24 protein-coding genes are annotated in these 17972 nt (G+C 74.9%); 4 read left to right on the top strand and 20 right to left on the bottom strand.

Annotation, left to right across the window (positions count from 1 at the left end; genetic code table 11):
• Positions 1 to 2 precede the first annotated feature (2 nt).
• The 13 genes from FXF50_RS03330 to FXF50_RS03270 form a co-directional block, all read right to left on the bottom strand.
• Positions 3 to 392: a group 1 truncated hemoglobin gene (locus tag FXF50_RS03330; protein ID WP_148425733.1), complete on the bottom strand. Its 390-nt coding sequence runs from the start codon at positions 390 to 392 to the stop codon at positions 3 to 5.
• A gap of 476 nt (positions 393 to 868) precedes the next feature.
• Entirely contained in the window at positions 869 to 1447 is a 579-nt protein-coding gene (locus tag FXF50_RS03325) for a MerR family transcriptional regulator (RefSeq protein ID WP_148425732.1), read from the bottom strand.
• A gap of 210 nt (positions 1448 to 1657) precedes the next feature.
• Positions 1658 to 2122, bottom strand: a complete 465-nt coding sequence (locus tag FXF50_RS03320; protein ID WP_073833177.1) for a bifunctional nuclease family protein — start codon at positions 2120 to 2122, stop codon at positions 1658 to 1660.
• Between the two features lie 227 nt (positions 2123 to 2349).
• Positions 2350 to 3051, bottom strand: a complete 702-nt coding sequence (locus FXF50_RS03315) for a MerR family transcriptional regulator (protein WP_187399492.1) — start codon at positions 3049 to 3051, stop codon at positions 2350 to 2352.
• A gap of 50 nt (positions 3052 to 3101) precedes the next feature.
• Complete coding sequence (locus FXF50_RS03310) at positions 3102 to 3554, bottom strand: FHA domain-containing protein (RefSeq protein WP_007071101.1); 453 nt, start codon at positions 3552 to 3554, stop codon at positions 3102 to 3104.
• A 217-nt stretch (positions 3555 to 3771) separates the two neighbouring features.
• The gene (gene gcvH, locus FXF50_RS03305) at positions 3772 to 4152 is read right to left on the bottom strand and encodes a glycine cleavage system protein GcvH (RefSeq protein WP_148425731.1); all 381 of its coding nucleotides are present in this window, start codon (positions 4150 to 4152) and stop codon (positions 3772 to 3774) included.
• A gap of 57 nt (positions 4153 to 4209) precedes the next feature.
• Positions 4210 to 5133, bottom strand: coding sequence for a DUF881 domain-containing protein (locus FXF50_RS03300; RefSeq protein WP_148425730.1), 924 nt, complete (start codon positions 5131 to 5133; stop codon positions 4210 to 4212).
• 10 nt (positions 5134 to 5143) lie between these two features.
• The gene (locus tag FXF50_RS03295) at positions 5144 to 5476 is read right to left on the bottom strand and encodes a small basic family protein (protein ID WP_007071104.1); all 333 of its coding nucleotides are present in this window, start codon (positions 5474 to 5476) and stop codon (positions 5144 to 5146) included.
• Positions 5473 to 6423: a DUF881 domain-containing protein gene (locus tag FXF50_RS03290; RefSeq protein WP_148425729.1), complete on the bottom strand. Its 951-nt coding sequence runs from the start codon at positions 6421 to 6423 to the stop codon at positions 5473 to 5475. The genes FXF50_RS03295 and FXF50_RS03290 overlap by 4 nt, the downstream gene beginning before the upstream one ends.
• Complete coding sequence (locus FXF50_RS03285; protein ID WP_148425728.1) at positions 6420 to 7064, bottom strand: CDP-alcohol phosphatidyltransferase family protein; 645 nt, start codon at positions 7062 to 7064, stop codon at positions 6420 to 6422. The genes FXF50_RS03290 and FXF50_RS03285 overlap by 4 nt, the downstream gene beginning before the upstream one ends.
• 314 nt (positions 7065 to 7378) lie before the next feature.
• Positions 7379 to 7849: a MarR family winged helix-turn-helix transcriptional regulator gene (locus FXF50_RS03280; protein WP_148425727.1), complete on the bottom strand. Its 471-nt coding sequence runs from the start codon at positions 7847 to 7849 to the stop codon at positions 7379 to 7381.
• Positions 7850 to 7896: 47 nt separating this feature from the next.
• Positions 7897 to 9084, bottom strand: coding sequence for a PP2C family protein-serine/threonine phosphatase (locus tag FXF50_RS03275; RefSeq protein WP_148425726.1), 1188 nt, complete (start codon positions 9082 to 9084; stop codon positions 7897 to 7899).
• A gap of 127 nt (positions 9085 to 9211) precedes the next feature.
• A complete protein-coding gene (locus FXF50_RS03270; RefSeq protein WP_148425725.1) occupies positions 9212 to 9958 on the bottom strand; it encodes an SAM-dependent methyltransferase in 747 nt (248 codons plus the stop codon).
• Between the two features lie 127 nt (positions 9959 to 10085).
• Here FXF50_RS03270 and FXF50_RS03265 point away from each other — a divergent pair, with 127 nt between their 5' ends.
• From FXF50_RS03265 to FXF50_RS03255, 3 genes are all read left to right on the top strand, one after another.
• Positions 10086 to 10967 (top strand): universal stress protein, encoded by an 882-nt coding sequence (locus FXF50_RS03265; RefSeq protein ID WP_148425724.1) that lies wholly within the window; start codon positions 10086 to 10088, stop codon positions 10965 to 10967.
• A 64-nt stretch (positions 10968 to 11031) separates the two neighbouring features.
• Positions 11032 to 11241 carry a phosphatidylethanolamine-binding protein gene (locus FXF50_RS03260; protein ID WP_091306867.1) on the top strand — a complete coding sequence of 70 codons (210 nt, stop codon included), beginning with the start codon at positions 11032 to 11034 and terminating at the stop codon, positions 11239 to 11241.
• Positions 11238 to 11711 (top strand): hypothetical protein, encoded by a 474-nt coding sequence (locus tag FXF50_RS03255; protein ID WP_148425723.1) that lies wholly within the window; start codon positions 11238 to 11240, stop codon positions 11709 to 11711. Before FXF50_RS03260 ends, FXF50_RS03255 begins: the two co-directional genes overlap by 4 nt.
• 1 nt (position 11712) lies before the next feature.
• Here the strand turns inward: FXF50_RS03255 and FXF50_RS03250 are convergent, their stop codons facing one another.
• A complete protein-coding gene (locus FXF50_RS03250) occupies positions 11713 to 11931 on the bottom strand; it encodes a hypothetical protein (RefSeq protein ID WP_148425722.1) in 219 nt (72 codons plus the stop codon).
• A gap of 126 nt (positions 11932 to 12057) precedes the next feature.
• Between FXF50_RS03250 and FXF50_RS03245 the strand changes: the two genes are divergently transcribed.
• Positions 12058 to 12714 (top strand): hypothetical protein, encoded by a 657-nt coding sequence (locus tag FXF50_RS03245; protein ID WP_148425721.1) that lies wholly within the window; start codon positions 12058 to 12060, stop codon positions 12712 to 12714.
• A 9-nt stretch (positions 12715 to 12723) separates the two neighbouring features.
• On the opposite strand, the gene FXF50_RS03240 is transcribed toward FXF50_RS03245, so the two are convergent.
• The 6 genes from FXF50_RS03240 to selA form a co-directional block, all read right to left on the bottom strand.
• The gene (locus FXF50_RS03240) at positions 12724 to 12909 is read right to left on the bottom strand and encodes a hypothetical protein (RefSeq protein WP_091306855.1); all 186 of its coding nucleotides are present in this window, start codon (positions 12907 to 12909) and stop codon (positions 12724 to 12726) included.
• Between the two features lie 69 nt (positions 12910 to 12978).
• Positions 12979 to 14256, bottom strand: a complete 1278-nt coding sequence (locus FXF50_RS03235) for a hemolysin family protein (protein ID WP_148425720.1) — start codon at positions 14254 to 14256, stop codon at positions 12979 to 12981.
• Complete coding sequence (locus tag FXF50_RS03230) at positions 14256 to 14453, bottom strand: hypothetical protein (protein ID WP_148425719.1); 198 nt, start codon at positions 14451 to 14453, stop codon at positions 14256 to 14258. Before FXF50_RS03230 ends, FXF50_RS03235 begins: the two co-directional genes overlap by 1 nt.
• A 45-nt stretch (positions 14454 to 14498) precedes the next feature.
• Positions 14499 to 15200, bottom strand: a complete 702-nt coding sequence (locus FXF50_RS03225; protein ID WP_148425718.1) for a hypothetical protein — start codon at positions 15198 to 15200, stop codon at positions 14499 to 14501.
• Positions 15201 to 15229: 29 nt separating this feature from the next.
• Positions 15230 to 16993, bottom strand: a complete 1764-nt coding sequence (gene selB / locus FXF50_RS03220; protein ID WP_148425717.1) for a selenocysteine-specific translation elongation factor — start codon at positions 16991 to 16993, stop codon at positions 15230 to 15232.
• 2 nt (positions 16994 to 16995) lie between these two features.
• Positions 16996 to 17972: L-seryl-tRNA(Sec) selenium transferase (gene selA, locus FXF50_RS03215; RefSeq protein WP_148425716.1), on the bottom strand; the 977-nt coding region annotated here is incomplete at its 5' end.

Genomic DNA, 17972 nt, shown 5'->3' with positions numbered 1-17972 from the left:
GCTCAGGCGTTCCCCGCGGACACGACCTGGTCCTGCACCTGGCCCAGCACCACGTGCACGTCGGCGATCACATCGACCGGCACGCCCAGCTCCACCAGCGTCGCCGTCAGGTGCTCACCGACCTTCACGTAGTGCGCCACCGGGATGTTCAGCGGCTGGTGCGCCTCGGCCAGCCCCCGACCGGCGTACTCGTTCGGGCCGCCCAGCACCACCGCCAGCATCAGCGCCAGGTGCCGCCGCTGCTCCGGCATGTTCACGTCGGTGAAGTAGCCGGCCAGGTCCGGGTCGGCCAGCACCTTGTCGTAGAACAGCTCCACCGCGGCCTTCACCGCGGCCGCGCCGCCGATGCGCTCGTAGTGGGAGATCGGGGTGGTCTCTTCGGTCACCGTCATGGTGATTGGTTCCTTCCGAACAGGGGGGTCACGCGGGCAGCGCCGCGGAGGGGCATCCGGAAGCCCGCGCGCGTCGCACCCGCTCCACCGATCGGCCACGCGCAGACGACCGTGTCGGACCATAGCGTGCCCGCCGGAACGGGTCATCCCTGCCCTATCCGATTCCCGACAACTGTCGATCACGGACAGTCAGCAACCCCGCCCGCGCCGCTCGCGTCCCGCGACCACACCGCCACGCACGGTGGACAGCCACACCCGGCCGCGCCGCCGACGGTCCCTTTCGGACACGGCCGGCCCACCATCCACCGGACCGACGTTTCCGCAAGTCACCACCGCCCCACCCGACCGACGGCAACTTCCACCCCGGGCCGCCCACCGCCCCACCGGCCCGCCGACACGCGCAGTGAACAAAAAAAAAAGGGGACCGCGCCATGCCCGTTCTGGGCGTGGCGCGGCCCGAAGCAGTGACCGGGCGGTCAGCCCGCCCGACGGCGCGCCCGCCGCGCCGCCAACTCGTCCCCCACCGACTCGGACTCCGACTCCACCGGCGGGGCGGCCGGCTCCGGCTGCCCACCCACCGGCTCCGCCGGCAGATGCGACAGCGAACCCTGGATCTCCTTGAACGCGCCGCCGATCGCGATGCCGAACACCCCCTGGCCGCCCTGCAACAGGTCGACGACCTCCTCCGGGGACCGGCACTCGTACACCGTCGTCCCGTCCGAGATCAACGTGATGCCCGCCAGGTCCTCCACCCCGCGCGACCGCAACGCGTCGATGGCCTTCCGGATGTTCTGCAACGACACCCCGGCGTCCAACAACCGCTTCACAACCTTCAACACCACCAGGTCGCGGAAGGAGTACAACCTCGACGTCCCCGACCCGGACGCGTCCCGCACGCTCGGCACCACCAGACCCGTCCGGGCCCAGTAGTCCAACTGCCGGTAGCTGATGCCCACCGCGGGACACGCGGTCACACCCCGGTAGCCCACCTCGCCGTCAACGACCGGGTCAGGCTGCTGCTCCGTACTCGGACCAGGATCACGCGGCTCGTGCATCCGGACAACCTCCCCGCCCGTGCGGTGACACGCCGTCTCCCCGTGCGCGCACCCCTCGACACCGCAACCCTAGCGCCGACACCGGGAGTCGACCCGCAGGACACATCGCGACACGCCGCACCGCCACCCGGAAGATCACCGACGGCGGCCAGTCGTCACCCACCGTGACCACCGCCGCCGCCCCGCCGACCGACCCACCGGCCGGCCACCTCAACCCGCGAAGTCCTCCGGACGCACCTGCTCCAGGAACTCCCGGAACTTCTCCACCTCGTCCTCCTGCTCGTCCGGGATCACGATCCCCGCCTCGGAGAGGACCTGCTCGGCACAACGAATCGGAGCCCCGACCCGCAACGCCAACGCGATCGAATCGCTCGGCCGCGCCGACACCCGAACGCCGTCACCGATCAACAGATCGGCGTAGAAGACGTTCTCCTTCAACTCGGTGATCTCCACCGCCCGCAACGGCGCCTGCAACGCCGCCAGCACGTCCCGCAGCAGATCGTGCGTCAACGGACGCGCCGGCTTGACCCCCTGCTGCTCGTAGGCGATCGCCGTCGCCTCGACCGCACCGATCCAGATCGGCAGATAGCGGTCCCCCTCGACCTCCCGCAGCAGGACGATCGGCTGGTTGCTGGGCAGCTCCACCCGAACTCCGACCACGCTCAGCTCGCGCACCGCCGCCTCCGTGTCGTTGTCACCTACGCCCGCACCGCGCCCTTCCCTGCACGGTACACGGACCGCGACACGGGAGTCCCATGCGCTACGTGCACCACGCCTCGCCGGAAAGGGTTACCCCGGCAAGCCTACGACACGCTTCCCGGCCCAGATCTTTCGCGCGCCACCCACGACCCCCACCCACGGCGAAGGCCGGGCGCCCCCACGACACCCGGCCCCCACCAACCTCACCGACCCAACGTCGACCGCAGCCCCACCCGCACCAACGCCGCGTGCAACTGCTGCGACAACGCCACCAACTCCCGCGCCGTCTCCGCCGCCCGGGCCCGCGCCGCCGGATCCGACTGCCGCGCCAACGGCGCCACCAACTGCGCGAACAGACCAACCTCCCGGTCCGCCGCCGTCCGGTACGCCCGCAGGTGCCGCGGCTCCAACCCGTACGCCGCCAGCCCCGCCACCGCCCGCGCGATGATCAACGCATCCGCGTCGTACCAGCCCGGCGGATCCGGCACCAGCACACCGAGCCGCTCCAACTCCGCCAACGTCGACTCGTCGACCCCACTGCGGGAGATCAGCTCCGCACGGCCCAGCCGCACCTCCGACGGCTCGGCGGACTCCGCCACCTCCCGGCCCGGCACCTCACCACCCGGACCGACCGCCACCAGATTCGGCCGCTGCCGCCCCGGCGCCGCACCCGAGGAGTCCCACTCCGCCAACTGGTCCCGGATCACCCGCAACGGCAGGTACTGGTCCCGCTGCGCGGTCAACACGAACCGCAACCGCGCCACATCGTCCCAGCTGTACTTCCGGTACCCCGCCGGCGTCCGCTCCGGCTCCACCAGGCCCTCGGCCTCCAGGAACCGCAACTTCGAGATCGTGACGTCCGGAAACTCCACCCGCAACTGCGCCAACACCTCGCCGATGCTCATCAGCGCAGGCCCACGCGCCTCCCCGGGCGGCGTCGAAGCCGCAGGCCCGTTCACCCCCGGCCGGCCTCCTCCTCCGGACGCGGACCAGCGATGAACACCACCCGGAACTTACCGATCTGCACCTCGTCGCCGTTGCTCAGCGTCGCCGCCTCGACCCGCTCCCGGTTCACGTACGTGCCGTTCAGGCTGCCCACGTCCCGCACCGTGAACGTGCCGCCATCCCGATGGAACTCGGCGTGCCGCCGCGACACCGTCACGTCGTCGAGGAAAATGTCACTGTCCGGGTGCCGGCCGCTCGTCGTCACATCGTGGTCCAACAGGAACCGGGCGCCCGCGTTCGGACCCCGGCGAACCACCAGCAGCGCCATCCCCGGCGGCAACGAGCCGGACATCCGGCTCGGCACCACATCGGTGTCCGGGCCCTCCAGCACTTCGTCGAGCGAACCGAGATTGAGCGTCGAAGTGACGTCGAGTGGGGGGAACTCGTCGTCTGGGCGCGTCATGGGGACCACCTCACGGATCTGTTTCGGTCGGCGTCGGGCAATGGCGGGAATGGCCGCCGGGCAGACACACACCCGGCGGCTGGCTCCCCGTGCCGGGAAGGCGCATTCCGCAACGCTCAAACTATTGGGTCTCGGTCAACTGGGCGAGCCTAGCCAGCGCCGAAAAACAGGGCAACCGGACGCGCGGAGACGACCCCGCCGCCCGGAACGGACGAACTCAGCTCTCGGTGAGCTCGCGGTACGCACCAGCGGTCAACAAACCCTCGACCGCCGCCGGATCATCCGGAGTGATCTCCACCAACCAACCCGCACCGTACGGATCCGTGTTGATCACCTCAGGGGTGTCGGCCAACGCCTCGTTGCGCGCCGCCACCGTGCCGCTCAACGGCGCGTAGATCTCCGACACGCTCTTCGTCGACTCGATCTCACCCAGCGACTCACCCGCCGCCACCACCGCGCCCTCGTCCGGCAACTGGACGAACACGATGTCACCCAGGGCATCCTGCGCGAAGTGCGTGATACCGACCCGGACGGCACCGCCGTCCCCACCGGCCACCCACTCGTGCTCGGCGGTGTACCGCAGATCCTCAGGAATCACCAGCTGCGTCCTTCGTCATCAGTGCACCGGGGGGAAACCGGCGCCGGCCGCGACCGGTCAGGAGACCGGCCGGGCGTGTTCCAGCTTGATCGGCGCGTGCAGCTGCGAAACCTCCACAGCCTCACTGTCCACCGGCGTCACGTTACCGCCGGCCTCCTCCACCGATGCGACCACCCCGCCGGGAATGTTCAAGGCCGTACGCAGCGTCGCCGGATCACCGATCACCGAGATCACGTACGGGCCGGTCAACCGCCGCCCGTCCACCACCAGGCCACCACCCGGCGCGTCCACGAAATACGTCGACGCGATGATCCGCACCGCCGTCCCGTCCGCGCCCGCGATCTGCATCGCCTCCGCGCCCGCGCCCCGCAACTCCTGCACCGCGTCCAGGATCCGCTCCGCCTCGACAGCCTTGGCCGGACCCTCGAACCGCACCGACAGACCCGGCCCCACCGCCGGCAACGTGCCCGCCAGGATGCCCAGCTCGTCCGCCCGCCGCGTCGCCTCCTCCAGCGCCGCCTGCCGGCCCTGCTCACCCGAACGCAGCTGCCGCTGGCTCTCCTCCAGCGCCTCGATGTCCTGCCGCAGCCGCCGCTCCCGCGAATCCAGATCCGACGAGATCCGGACCAGGTCCTCCTCCCGCGTCGCGCCGAGAGTCGGATCCGTCGACGTCGTCTTCAACTGCACCACCAGCGTGAACCCCAGCAACGCCAGCAACACCGCGATCATCGCGCCCGCCGACGTCAACCGCCGCGACACCGGCGCCGGCTTCGCCCCGGCCGCGGACGCCCCCGGCTCCTCCGCCGGCTCCGGCACGTCCTCCTGCTCGGGCGCCGCCGGCTCGACCGGCGCCAACGGGCTCAACTCATCCGGATCGGGCGCGTCCGGGCGCGGATCCGGCTCACCGGCCGGACCCGACGGCCGCCCCGGTTCCGCCGGCTGCGGCCACCCCGTGCCCGTCTCCCTGTGCTCCTCGCTCATCGCCACAAACCTACGCCCGGAACAGGTGCCGGCGGATCGCCGCCACGTTTCCGAAGATGCGCACCCCCAGCACGACCACCACACCGGTGGACAACTGACCGCCCACACCCAACTGGTCACCCAGATACACGATCAGACCCGCCACCAGCACGTTCGAGATGAACGACACCACGAACTGCTTGTCGTCGAAGATCCGGTCCAGCTTCGCCCGCACCCCGCCGAACACGGCGTCGAGCGCCGCCACCACGGCGATCGGCAGGTACGGCTGCAACGCCGCGGGCACCGTGGGATCCAGATACACCCCGAGCACCACACCGGCGAGCAACGCCAGCACCGCGATCATCGGCCACCTCCGGAGGGGCTGGAAGAGGACCCCGGACCGGACGGCCCGGGACTTGTCGAACCGGCGACACCCGAACCCGAGGGGCTCGGACTCACCGAAGGCTCGGCGTAGCGTAGCCGTGGCTCCGGAGCCGCCGGCAGGGTGAGGTTGTCCGCCTCCTTCACCCCGAACGCCAACCCGTTCGTCCGGGCCACGTAACGCATCAGCTCCGCCGCCTCACTGGCGTCGAACCGCTTCCGCATCGACCCCGGCCCGATCGCCGCCACCTCGTACGGACCCGTCACCGGCCGGTAGTCCACCAGGATCGCCTCGCCCGCCTGGCGGATCGTCGATGTCGCCGTCAACCGCTGCCCGTTGACGGCCACCGCCTCCGCGCCCGCCGCCCACAGCGCGTTCGCCACCTTCTGCAGGTCGGAGTACAACACCCGCGACGGCCCCGCGTCCGCACCGGTCACCGCGTCCTGATCCCGCGGCGCGTCCGCCAGGCGCACCACCACACCGTCACCGCGCACCCGGCCCAGGCCCGTGCCCGCCTCCAGGTTGCGCAGCCGCGACGCCTGCGACCCGCTCAACGCCGCGTCCCGCTGCCGGCTGACCTCCTCGCGCAGCTGATCCGCCCGCGCGGTCAACCGGTCGGTCTCCGCCTCGCGCTGCTTGATCTCGGCGACCAGCCCGGCCCGCGCCTTCGCCCGGCCCGGCTCCTCCGCCACCGTCTCCCGGTACGCCACCGCGAACAGGAACCCGATCACCAGCAGCACCACCAGGCCCACCGGCCGGGCCAGCACCCGCCGCGCCCGCGACGGCGGCGCCACCGCCCGGCGGGCCGCCGCGTCGGCGTACCCCGGATCCAGGGGGTTGCGGAACAGCTCGGTCAGGAAGTCCGGCGCGTACACCCGCGCCGACGGGTCGCGGCCCTTGTCCCTGTCCCGAGGGGGCGTCGCGGTCACGCCGCCGCTCCCGCTCCCGCGCGCCGCGCCCGCATCGCCCGGACCAGGCGGCCGGCCTGCACCACGTACATGGCCCCGGCCACCCAGTAGAGCACCAGACCCCACCAGGCCAGGCCCCAGCCGATCGCGCCGGCCGCGGTGGCCACGCGCGGGGCGGCGGCCGCCAGCAGCAGGATCGGGAACGCGGCCAGCAGCAGGAACGTGGCGGTCTTGCCGACGTAGTGCACCGGCGGCGGACCGTAGCCGTAGCGGCGCAGCACCGCGAGCGACCCGAGCAGCAGCAGCTCGCGGGCCAGCAGCGCCCCGGTGAACTGCCACGGCACCACCTCACGGGCGGTGAACGCCAGCAGGGTGGCCAGGATGTAGAGCCGGTCGGCCAGCGGGTCGAGCAGCTCGCCCAGCCGGCTGACCTGCTGGAGGCGGCGGGCGATCCAGCCGTCCACCCAGTCGCTGGTGCCGCCGACGGCCAGCACCACGATGGCGGCCACGTCGGCCTTGACCACGAGGAACAGGTAGAGGAAGAGCGGCACACCGACGAGCCGGACGAAGCTGATCATGTTCGGCAGGGTGAGGACGCGATCCCCCACGACCGCCGCACCGCCGGGAGCCGGGTGCTCCGATGGAGCGGGCCGACGCGACACCGAACCCTCCCTCCGCAGCACGGTCCGGCGGCCGACTGATCGACCGCCACGGGCACGTGCGCGTTGCCGGCCGGTCAGACGCCGGCGCCCTCTGCGATCCCGGGCTGGGACCTCCCCGTTGCGGCCCGCGATCGTGTCGATCACGGGCCGGTGAGTTGCGCTGCCACTATATCGGGCTCCCCCGGCCCCTCCCGGACCCAGCGCTGCGTGGGTGCTCAGCTTTGGCCCCTGTGCCGGGCGGCACCACCCGTAAGGCATCCTAGGACACTAGTTGAGTGGCGGCGACGTGGCGAGGCGCCGGTCGGGCGGGCAGATCAGGCGGTACGGGCGGTGGAGTCGGCCGTGGCCTGCGAGACGTTCGCCGACGCGGCCTGGCCGAACGCCAGCAGCGCCAGCAGCAGTTCGTGCTGCACGCGGTTGGGCATCCGGTCCAGCACCGCCTGGACCGCCTGGTGCCGCCGCTCGGTCAGCTCACGCAGCAGGGTCTCCGCCGCGGCCGTGGGGATCAGCCGCACCTCGCGCCGGTCGCGGGGGTCGGCCGCCCGGCGCAGCAGCCCGACCGCCTCCAGCCGGTCACAGAGCCGGCTCGCCGACGAGGGGACCACGTCGAGCAGCTCGGCCAGCCGGTTCACGTTGGTGTGCGGGTGGGCCATGATCAGCGACAGCACCCGCAGCTGGGTCGGCGAGACGCTGACGTTGTGCCGGGAGGTGGCGGAGTCGAGCACACCGATGAGCGCCTCGGCCGCCGCATCGATGGCCGCGGCAAGATTCGGAGGTCGCTCCACCCGCTGTCCCCTGCGATCGTCCCGCTCGTGTTCGTTCCGCCGGTCCGTCACCGCCCGCCGACGTCGTCCGGAGGGCTGGAACCGCGCCAGTCCAGGCAGACGACGACCGCGTCGTCGCGGAGATCCGCGTCGGCGTGGTACGCGTGCAGTTCGCGCATCACCGTACCAACTGCCTCGGTCGCCGGTTGCAGCCGAGTGGACCGCATCGCGCGCGCCATGGCCCGGTCACCGTACGGCTCCTGCCCGGCCGGCTCGGCCGCGTACACGCCGTCGCTGACGACGAAGAGCCGGTCGCCCGGCTGCACGGTGAACTCCTGCACGTCGTAGCGGGTCTCGGCGAACATGCCCAGCGGCAGTTGCTGCTCCAGCGCGATCGCGGTGACCGTGCCGCCGCGCAGCCGCAGCACGTGCGGCGAGCCCGCGTCCACGGCGCGTACCACGCCCCGCCGGGTGTCCAGCTCCAGCAACAGCGTGGCCACGTGCCGGCTCCCCCGGTGCTGGTAGAAGATGGTGTCCGAGGCCAGCTCGGCCTGCTCCACCAGGCTGCCGCCGGAGCGCCGCGCGTTGCGCATGGCGTTGACGGTCACGGCGGTCAGCAGCGAGGCGGCCAGGCCGTTGCCGGTGCCGTTGAGCACCGTGAGGGTGAGCCGGTCGCCGTCGACCGACCAGTCGAAGTGGTCACCGCCCACCGTGTACGCCGGCTCGAGCTGCCCCGCCAGCACGAAGTCGCCGTGCGCGACGCTGCGCCCGGGCAGCAGGTCCCACTGCATCTCCGCGGCCATGCTGAGCCGTTCCCGGCGGCGCGCCCGCCGGTAGCGGTCGGTCTCCCGGTCGGCCGCCCGCAGCGCCACCGCCAGGTCGCCCGCGACGTCCCGGGCCGTCGCCACGGTCGCCGGGTCCGGCCCGTCCGGCAGCTCGACCATCAGCACGCCGAGCCGCTCCCCCCACGCCGACAGCGGCAGGTAGGCCCGGCAGCGCCCGTCCTCGGCGGCGTCCAGCACCGGCTGCTGGCTGCGGAAGCAGCGCTGCGCGACGCCCTGGCAGGCGAGGAATCCGCCCTCGGGAAGGTCCGCGTCCAGCACCGGCCAGAGCCCCGCGAACCGGTAGTCGGCGACGAACACCTCGGTCCGCGACGCCCCGAGCACCCGGCGGACCACCGCGTCGGCGGCCTCCACCAACTGGTCGGGGGGCGCGGCGCGCAGGGCGCGCGACACCACTCCGGACACGTCCGGCATGCTGACATCCTCCGATGACGACTATTGCTGTAGAGCAAACATCATACGGAGGGCCGCGGGCATCGGCGCGCCCCGGCTCCCGCCCACGCCGCGGCGGCGCCGGTCCCCGGTGGACGACCCGGGGTGGTCAGTCGGCCGGCTTGGTGGCCAGCCCGCCGTAGAACGCGTCCGGCACCGGCTCCGGCGTGCCGGCCGGCCGCCACCGCGCCACCGGAACGATGCCGTCCGCCGTCGGCTGCCAGCGGCCCAGCAGCGGCGCGAACCGCGCGGGCGCCCGCATCCGGAACGCCGGCCCCATCATGGCCAGCGCCTCCGGGTACGCGGCCAGCTCCTCGCTGTCGAAGTCGATCGCCAGGAAGCTGCCCGGCGCGACCGCCTCGTACAGCTCGTCGAGGGTGCGGGCCAGGGTGTCGTCGTCCAGGAACGCGGCCAGCCCGAGGAAGACCACCCCGACCGGCCTCCTCCCCCACCCCGGCACGAACCGGTGCAGCTGGGCCCGGTCGACGGTGCCGATGTCGGTGGCGTCGCCGTAGCCGTAGCCGGCCCGGTCGCTGTCGGCGAGCAGGCGCTGGCCCAGCCGGACCGTCACCGGGTCGACGTCGGTGTAGAGCACGGTGGCGTCCGGGGCCACCTCGTGCACGTTGCCCCGGGTGGGCACGCCCGCCCCGAACACCAGGAAGCCGTCCACCCCGGCGTCGGCGATCGACCGGACCGCCCGGCCCAGGAAGTCGCGCAGCGCGCGGAAGATCGCCGCGCAGGGCCCGTACGCGCCCTCGAAGGCGCCGGCCGCGGCCACGTCGACCGGGTAGTGGTGCTCGCCGCCGAGCCAGTAGTCGATCATGCGGGCGGTGCTCGGCTGATCGGGCTCGGCCATCGACGAGGCTCCCTCTCTCACGCGATGGTCGCCAGCGTACCCAGGGGTCGGCTCACGCGGTATCGCCCCGGCGGCCACCCACCTGCCGCGATACTGGCCGCGGCGGCCGACGGCGAGGAGGTACGGCGTGAACTCGGCGAACGGCGCGGCCGTGGTGGTCGGGGTGGACGGCTCCGAGCCCGCCCTGGCGGCGGTGCGCCTGGCGGCGCAGGAGGCGGCCCGGCGGCAGCGGCCGCTGCGGGTGGTGCACGGGTTCATCTGGCCGCTGCTGCGCGTACCGCTGTCACCCTCCGCCGAGGGGCCACCCGGCGGGGGCCTGCGGCACCAGGCCGAGGAGCTGGTCGCCACGGCGGTCGCCGAGGCGGAGGCGGCCGCGCCCGGGCTGCGGGTCTCCGGCGAGATCATCGACGGGGAGGCCGCGGCGGTGCTGCTCGGCGAGTCCCCGACCGCCGCGCTGATCGTGCTGGGCGACCGGGGCCTCGGCGGGTTCGCCGCCCTGGTGGTCGGCTCGGTGGCGATCCAGGTCGCCTCGTACGCCGACTGCCCGGTGCTGGTCGCCCGCGGCACGCCGCGGCCGGCCGGCCCGGTGGTGGTCGGGGTGGACGGCTCGGGGCTGTCCCGCGCCGCGGTCGAGTTCGCCGCCGACGAGGCCGCGGTCCGCGGCGCCCGGCTGCACGCCGTGCTCGCCTACACCCACCCGGCCTCCACCGGCCCCGGCGACATGCAACCCCTGGTGTACGAGGAGAGCCAGCTGCGCGGCGAGGAGGACCGGGTGCTGGCCGACGCGCTCAGCGGGCTGGCCGAGCGCCGGCCGGAGGTGCCGGTCACCCGGCAGGCGGTGCACGGCCGGCCGGTCGCGGCGCTCACCGAGGCGTCCCGCGAGGCCCAGCTGCTGGTCGTCGGCCGGCGGGGCCGGGGCGAGCTGACCGGCCTGCTGCTCGGCTCGGTGAGCCAGGGGGTGCTGCACCGCGCCGACTGCCCGGTGGCCGTGGTCCGCGCCGCCGAGTGAACGGTTGGCCCCGCCCCCGACGGGTAGACGGTACGGACATCCACAGCGACCGGAGGAGGCAGCGATGCCAGGACCACGGCCGGGCAGCAACGCGTACGACAAGGAGCGGGCGCGGCTGCGGGATCTGATCGAACAGTCCGGGCGGGCCGCCGACCAGGAGGCGAACCAGGTCGCGAACCGGATTCTCCAGGACGACCGCGGCCAGCGGGGCGTGGTGCGGGGCGAACGGACGTTCGGCCCCAAGGGTGAGCGCGAACCGGGCGACCCGAAGTGAGGGCGGCACCCGCGGTCGACGGCGCCATCGCGGGCGCCGTCGGCAGCGCCGCGTTGAACGTTGTCAGCTACCTCGACATAGCGCTGCGGGGCCGGCCGGCGAGCAGCACCCCCGAGCAGACCGCCGGGAAGCTCGCCGACGCGGCGCATGTGGACCTCGGGCCCGAGGCGAAGGCGGCGAACCGCCGCTCCGGCCTCGGGCCGATCATCGGCTACGGCACGGGCATCGCCGCCGGCGCGCTGTTCGGGCTCCTGGCCGCCCGTCGCCGGGTCCCGCTGCCGCTGGCCGTGGGCGTGCTCGGCGGCGGGGTGATGGCGACCTCCGACGGTTCGCTGGCCGCCCTGCGCATCAGCGACCCCCGGACGTGGAGCGCCAAGGACTGGGTCTCCGACGTCGTGCCGCACCTGGCGTACGGAGCGGCGGCCGCAGCCACCTGGCGGAGGCTGCGGCCGCCGTCGCGGCGGGGCTGACTCAGCCCCGCCGGTCGCTCTCGTCGTCGCTCACCGGCGCGCCGGCCGGCCCGTACGGCGAGACCTGCCCCTTCGGGACCGGCCGCCCGGTGTCCGCGTTCGAGGTGCCGCCCTTGCCGTGGGGCCCCCTGCTCCCGGCCTGGGGAATCAGTTCCCGGCTGTCCTGGCTGGTCGCGCCCTTGTCGTTGCGGCGCAGTTCCTCCTGCTGCGGCTTGACCACAGGTCTCTCCTTCCGGTGGCGGCGCACGGCGTGGGCCGCGCACGTGGTTCGGGTACCCGCCGCCGCCGGGCGCATTCCGGCCCGGCCCGGGCGTCTGGTCCGGCGTCGGGCGGGTACCCGAACCGGATGCCAGACGATCGGAACGTGGCGCGGGCGCTGGTGGACCGGCAGTCCCGCACCTACGCGGAGGAGGCCGGGATCACCATCGCCGACCGGCCGGGGCCGCTCTACCAGTTGCTGGTGCTCACCACGCTGCTGAGCACCCGGATCCGGGCCTGCGTGGCGGTCGCCGCGGCACGCGAACTCTTCACGGCCGGCTGGCGCACCCCGCAGGCCATGGAGGCGGCGAGCTGGCAGGAGCGGGTCGACGCGCTCGGCCGGGGCCACTACCGGCGCTACGACGAGCGGACCGCCACCATGCTCGGCACCGGGGCCCGGCTCTGCCTGGACCGGTGGCACGGGGACCTGCGCCGGATGCACAAGGAGGCCGACGGCGACCGGGCCGTGCTGCGCCGGTTGCTCACCGAGTTCCCCGGCATCGGCCCGACCGGGGCGGACATCTTCCTGCGCGAGGTGCAGGCGGTCTGGCCCGACGTGCGCCCGTACGCCGACCGCCGGACCCTGGCCGGTGCGCGCCGGCTGGGCCTGCCCGCGAACCCGGGCGGCCTGGCCGGGCTGGTCGGCGAGGCCGACTTCGGGCGGCTGGCGTCGGCGCTGGTGCGGGTGGCGCTCGGCGAGGAGTCGGCCGGCGAGGTCAGCCGCACCGCTGCGGCGGCCCGCTGAGCCGGGGCGTCACTTGGCCGGGCCGGGCTTGGTCAGGTTCCAGGCCAGCGCCGAGGCGAGCAGGGCCAGCAGCACCACGCCGCCGGAGATGCCCTCGCCCTCCCCGCCGCTGCTGCGATGCCCGGTGGCGCCGAAATAGATCACGGCCAGCCCGGCGAGCACGGTGACGAACGTTCGCAGTCCTCGGTCCTTCACAGTCCGGACGGTACGGCCGCCGGGCGCCGCGAAAGGCCGGTTCCGCCCGCTTGTCCCCCGGTCGGGGGGTCACTCCGCCCGGCAGCCGGCGGCCGGACCGCGCAGCCGTACCCGGCGGATCGCCCGGCCCTCGACCTCGAGCACCTCGACGGTGAGCCCGGGCAACCGGATCCGCTCCCCCGGCCCGGCCGGCAGGTGCCCCAGCCCGGCCAGGACCAGCCCGGCGACCGTGGTGTACTCCCGGGTCAGCGGGAAGGTCAGCTGCACGCCGGCGTCGGGCAGGTCGTGCAGCGGGAAGTCGCCCGGGAGCAGCAGCGCGCCGTCCGGCTCCCGGACCGCCTCGCACACGTCCCGGTCGGTCTCGTCGTACAGCTCCCCGACGACCTCCTCGAGCAGGTCCTCCATGGTGACCAGGCCGTCCACGCCGCCGTACTCGTCGATCACCAGGGCGAGCTGCTCGTGGCGCTGGCGCAGCTGCCGCATGGCGTCGGCGACCGGCAGCGTGCCGGGCAGCAGCACCGGGGGGCGGACCCGCTGCCCGACGCTCTGCCCGTCGGCGTCGACCAGGTCGCGGATGTGCACCACGCCGCACACGTCGTCCAGCCCGCCGGGGCCGGTCACCGGCGCCCGCGAGCGGCCCGTGGCGGCCAGCCGGCGCATGGCCTCCGCCGCGGTCAGCTCCGCCGACAGGAACGTCACGTCCCGGCGGGCCACCAGGATCTCCCGCAGGGTACGGCCGGCGATGTCGAACGCCCCGGCCAGGATCTCCCGCTGCTGCGCGGACAGCCCCCGCTGGCTGACCAGCATCTCGCGCAGCTCCTCCTCGGTCACCTCCTGCCGGTTGGCCCGCGGGTCGCCGCCGGCCAGCCGGACCAGCAGGTCGGTGGCCCGGCCGAGCAGCCACACCGCGGGGCGGGACACCCGGGCGAGCAGGTCCAGCGGCGCGGCGCTGAGCAGGGCCCAGCGTTCCGCCGACTGCATGGCCAGCCGCTTCGGGGCCAGCTCGCCCACGACCAGCGTCACGAAGGTCAGCACCACGGTCACGAGCACCACGGCCACCGGGCGGGCGGCCCGGCCGAGGACGCCCAGCGGGCCCACCAGCGGCTCCGCCAGCGACACGGCGGCGGCCGCCGAGGCGAGGAACCCGGCCAGGGTGATGCCGAGCTGGATGGTGGCCAGGTAGCGGTTCGGCTCCCGGGCCAGCCGGGTCAGCCGCGCCCCGGTCCGCCCCGACCGGCCCAGCCGGCGCAGCTGCCCCTCACGCAGGGTCACCATGGCCATTTCGCTGCCCGACAGCGCCGCGTTGATCAGCACCAGGACCGCCACCAGGACGAGCTGGCCGGCCATCAGTCGGCCTCCAGGTCGTCGAGGGAGATCGCGTGGGTCATCAGCCACCGGGCCAGCGCGGCCATCCCGAACAGCCACAGCGGCGCCGACTCGGTGGTGCCGTTCGTGGCGAAGATGGCGAACCGCAGGTCCGGCGCCCGGTACGCCTCGATCCGCCACCGGTGGTTCCGGTCCCGCCAGACCGCGGAAGGGTCCATGGCGTCACCGTAGGTGACCGGGTGCGGCTCCCGGTGCCGCTTGCCTCAGCCGCCGGGGACCACGTACCCGCCGAACAGGGCGGCGAGGACGGTCACCGCGACCGACACGAGGATCCCGCCGAGCAGCAGGCCGCCCAGGCCGGACCAACCCGAGCGGCGCGGCCGGGCCGCCGGCAGGTCGCCCCGCCAGCGTTCCCGGTGCAGCCAGGCCAGCACGCCCAGACCGAACGGGAGCAGGCCGATCCAGAACCAGAACCAGCGGGTGCCGGCCACCGGCGGCGGCCCGGCCACCAGCATGAGCAGCCAGCCGACGCCGATGGCCAGGGCCAGCAGGCCGGCCGCGTTGGCGAGCGCGTCGGCCAGGGTGTCGCCGTAGTGGGTGGTCGCGTCCCGGGCACGCGGGTCGGTCAGCAGGTCGGGCCCGGTCTCCGGGTCCTCGACGGGCACGTCGGCGTAGCGGATCTGGCCGTCCGGGCGGGTCCACACGAGCATCGAGGCGCGCTCGCCGTAGCGGGGCTCGGGGCGCCGGCCCCACGTGCCGCCGGTCTGCCACCCGTCGGCCCGCGCCATGGTGACGACCCGGCCGGCGGCGAGGTCGCGCTCCAGTTCCGCCTCGCCGGCGGCGCGGGGCGCCGTCCACCAGGCCAGGGCGGCCCAGACCAGCCAGCACAGCGCCACGGCGAGAGGCAGGGCGCGGCGGCGCAGCCACGCCCGGTCCAGGAGGGCGGCACGCGGCGGGTCGATCATGCGGTCAGCCTCGCATCCCGGCGCAACGCTCAGCCGGGCGGGAGGACCACCTCACGGGCGTCGTCCGGCAGCCGCCGGGTGGCGCCGCGCCGGTCGAGCAGCTCCAGCAACGGCACCGCCACCCGGCGGGTGGTGTCCAGCGCCTGGCGGGCGGCGCTGAGCGTGAACGGCTGCGGCAGCCCGGCGAGGACCCGCACCGCGTCGTCCAGGGCGCCGGGCAGCAGCACCACGTTGTCGGCGAGCTTCAGCAGGGCGCCGGCGCGCACGGCCGCCCCGATCTCCCGGGGGCCGAGGCCGAGGTCGGCGAGACGGTGGGCCTCGGGTGCCTGGAACGGGCGGTCGCCGTACTCGGCGCGGACCCGGGCCACCGCCCGGGCCACCGGTTCGGGCAGCGTGTCGGCCGGCGCGGCGGTGACCCGGCCGGCGCGCAGCCGCAGCGGCGGGCGCAGCAGCGCCTCCACGAGCGCCCGGTCGGGCAGGTCGAGGCGGTGGCGCAGCACGTCGACCGGCACACCGGCCTCCAGGGGGTGCTCGCGGGCGTGCCGGGCGACCTCCTCGGCGAGCCGGCGGCCCAGGTCCCGCCAGTGGTCGGGGTCGGCCAGCCAGTCCCCCGCGACCGGGGCGGCGGTGACCGGCACGCCCATCCGGGTCAGCTCGCCGGCCCGGGCCAGGCGCCGGCGGCGCAGCTCCCCGGCCAGGTCGGGCCGGCCGTCCAGCCCGGCCAGCACGCCGGCCCGGGCGGCGGCCGCGCCCCGGCGGCGCAGCGGCGGCGGGTCCACGTCCAGCACGGTCACCCCGCCGGCCACGTGGTGCCGGCCGGGGTCGCGCAGCAGCGCCCGGTCGCCGATCAGCAGCGGCAGCGGGCGGGCCAGCCGGAGCCGGACGGTGTCCGGGCCCAGGGGTCGGACCCGGACGGGCACCGCGGCCGAGCCGACGTGCAGGGTGAGGGTGGCCGGCAGGTCGGCGGCCGGGTCACCGGCGAGCCGCACGTCGAGCAGGTCGGTGCGGTGGAACCGGCCCGGGCTGAGCAGGGCGTCGCCGCGGGCCACCCGGTCCCGCGACACCCCGCGCAGGTTCACCGCCACCCGGGCCACCGCGTCGACCTCGTCGTGGGCGGTGTTCAGCGCGTGCAGGCCGCGGACCCGGACCGGCTCCCCGGTGCCGGCGAGTTCGAGCTGGTCACCGACGCGCAGCCGGCCGCCGCCGAGGGTGCCGGTGACCACCGTGCCGCTGCCCCGGATGGTGAACGAGCGGTCCACCCAGAGCCGGACCGGGACGTCGCGGGCCGGGTCGGGCAGCCGGGCGACCAGCCGGCCCAGCGCGGCCCGCAGCTCGGGCAGGCCGGCGCCGGTGACCGCGCTGACGGGCACCGCCTCCACCGCGCCGAGCGAGGTCGCGGCGATCTCCCTGCGCGCCCGGGCCAGCGCCGGCCCCGGGTCGGCCAGGTCGGCGCGGGTCACCGCCAGCAGCCCGTACGACACCCCCAGCGCGTCCAGGGCGGCCAGGTGCTCCGCGGACTGCGGCATCCAACCCTCGTCGGCGCCGACCACGACGAGCGCGGCCGGGACCGGCCCGACGCCGGCGAGCATGTTCGGCACGAACCGCTCGTGCCCGGGCACGTCGACGAAGGCGATGGTGCCGCCGGAGGGCAGTGTGGTCCAGGCGAAGCCCAGGTCGATGGTCATGCCCCGGCGGCGTTCCTCCGCCCACCGGTCCGGTTCCATCCCGGTCAGCGCCCGGACCAGGGTGGACTTGCCGTGGTCGACGTGTCCGGCGGTGGCCACCACCCGCACGGTCAGGCCCCGACCCGCAGGATGGCGGCCCGCACGTCCGGGTCCGCGTCGGCGGGCACGCACCGCAGGTCGAGCAGGAGCCGGCCGTGCAGCACCCGGCCGAGGATCGGCGGCGCGCCGGTGCGCAGCGGCTCGGCGTACCGCTCGGGCAGGCTCAGCGCCCACGAGTCGAGTTCGACCCCGGGGGCACCGCCGCCGCCGACCACCGCGGCGCTCGGCACCACCTCGGCCTTGCAGCCGTCCTCGCCGAGCCGGTCGCGGAGCCGTTCGGTGCGGGCGCGCAGCGCGCCCGGCTCGGCGTGCAGGGCCTCCCGGGTCGGGGTGGTCGCCGCGTGCAGGGTGGCGGCGAGCGCGGCCAGGGTCAGCTTGTCGACCCGCAGCGCCCGGGCCAGGGGGTGCCGGCGCAGCCGCTCGACCAGGTCGGCCGCGCCGAGCAGCAGGCCGGCCTGCGGCCCGCCGAGCAGCTTGTCGCCGCTGGCGGTCACCAGGTGCGCGCCGGCGCGCAGCGTGGTGGCGGCGTCCGGCTCGTCGGGCAGCAGCGGGTCGGGGGCGAGCAGCCCGGAGCCGATGTCGGCCACCACCGGCACGCCGAGGGTGGCGAGGTCAGCGACGGGCACGGCCGAGGTGAAGCCGGTGACCCGGAAGTTCGACGGGTGCACCTTGAGCACGAACCCGGTGCGCGGGCCGACGGCGGCGGCGTAGTCGGCGAGGGCGGTCCGGTTGGTGGTGCCGACCTCGCGGAGCCGGGCGCCGGTGCTCTCCAGCAGGTCGGGCAGGCGGAACCCGTCGCCGATCTCGACGAGTTCGCCGCGGCTCACCACGATCTCCCGGTCCGCGGCGAGCGCGGTGGCGGCGAGGACGAGGGCGGCGGCGCCGTTGTTGACCAGGTGAACGGCCGGCGCGTCGGGCACGGCGGCGGCGAGCGCGTCGAGCGCCTCCCGGCCGCGCCGGGCCCGCCGCCCGGTGCGCAGGTCCAGTT

The sequence above is a fragment of the Micromonospora sp. AP08 genome (assembly GCF_008085935.1).
GTDB lineage: Bacteria > Actinomycetota > Actinomycetes > Mycobacteriales > Micromonosporaceae > Micromonospora > Micromonospora chersina.
This window is presented reverse-complemented; position numbering and strand designations above follow the sequence as displayed.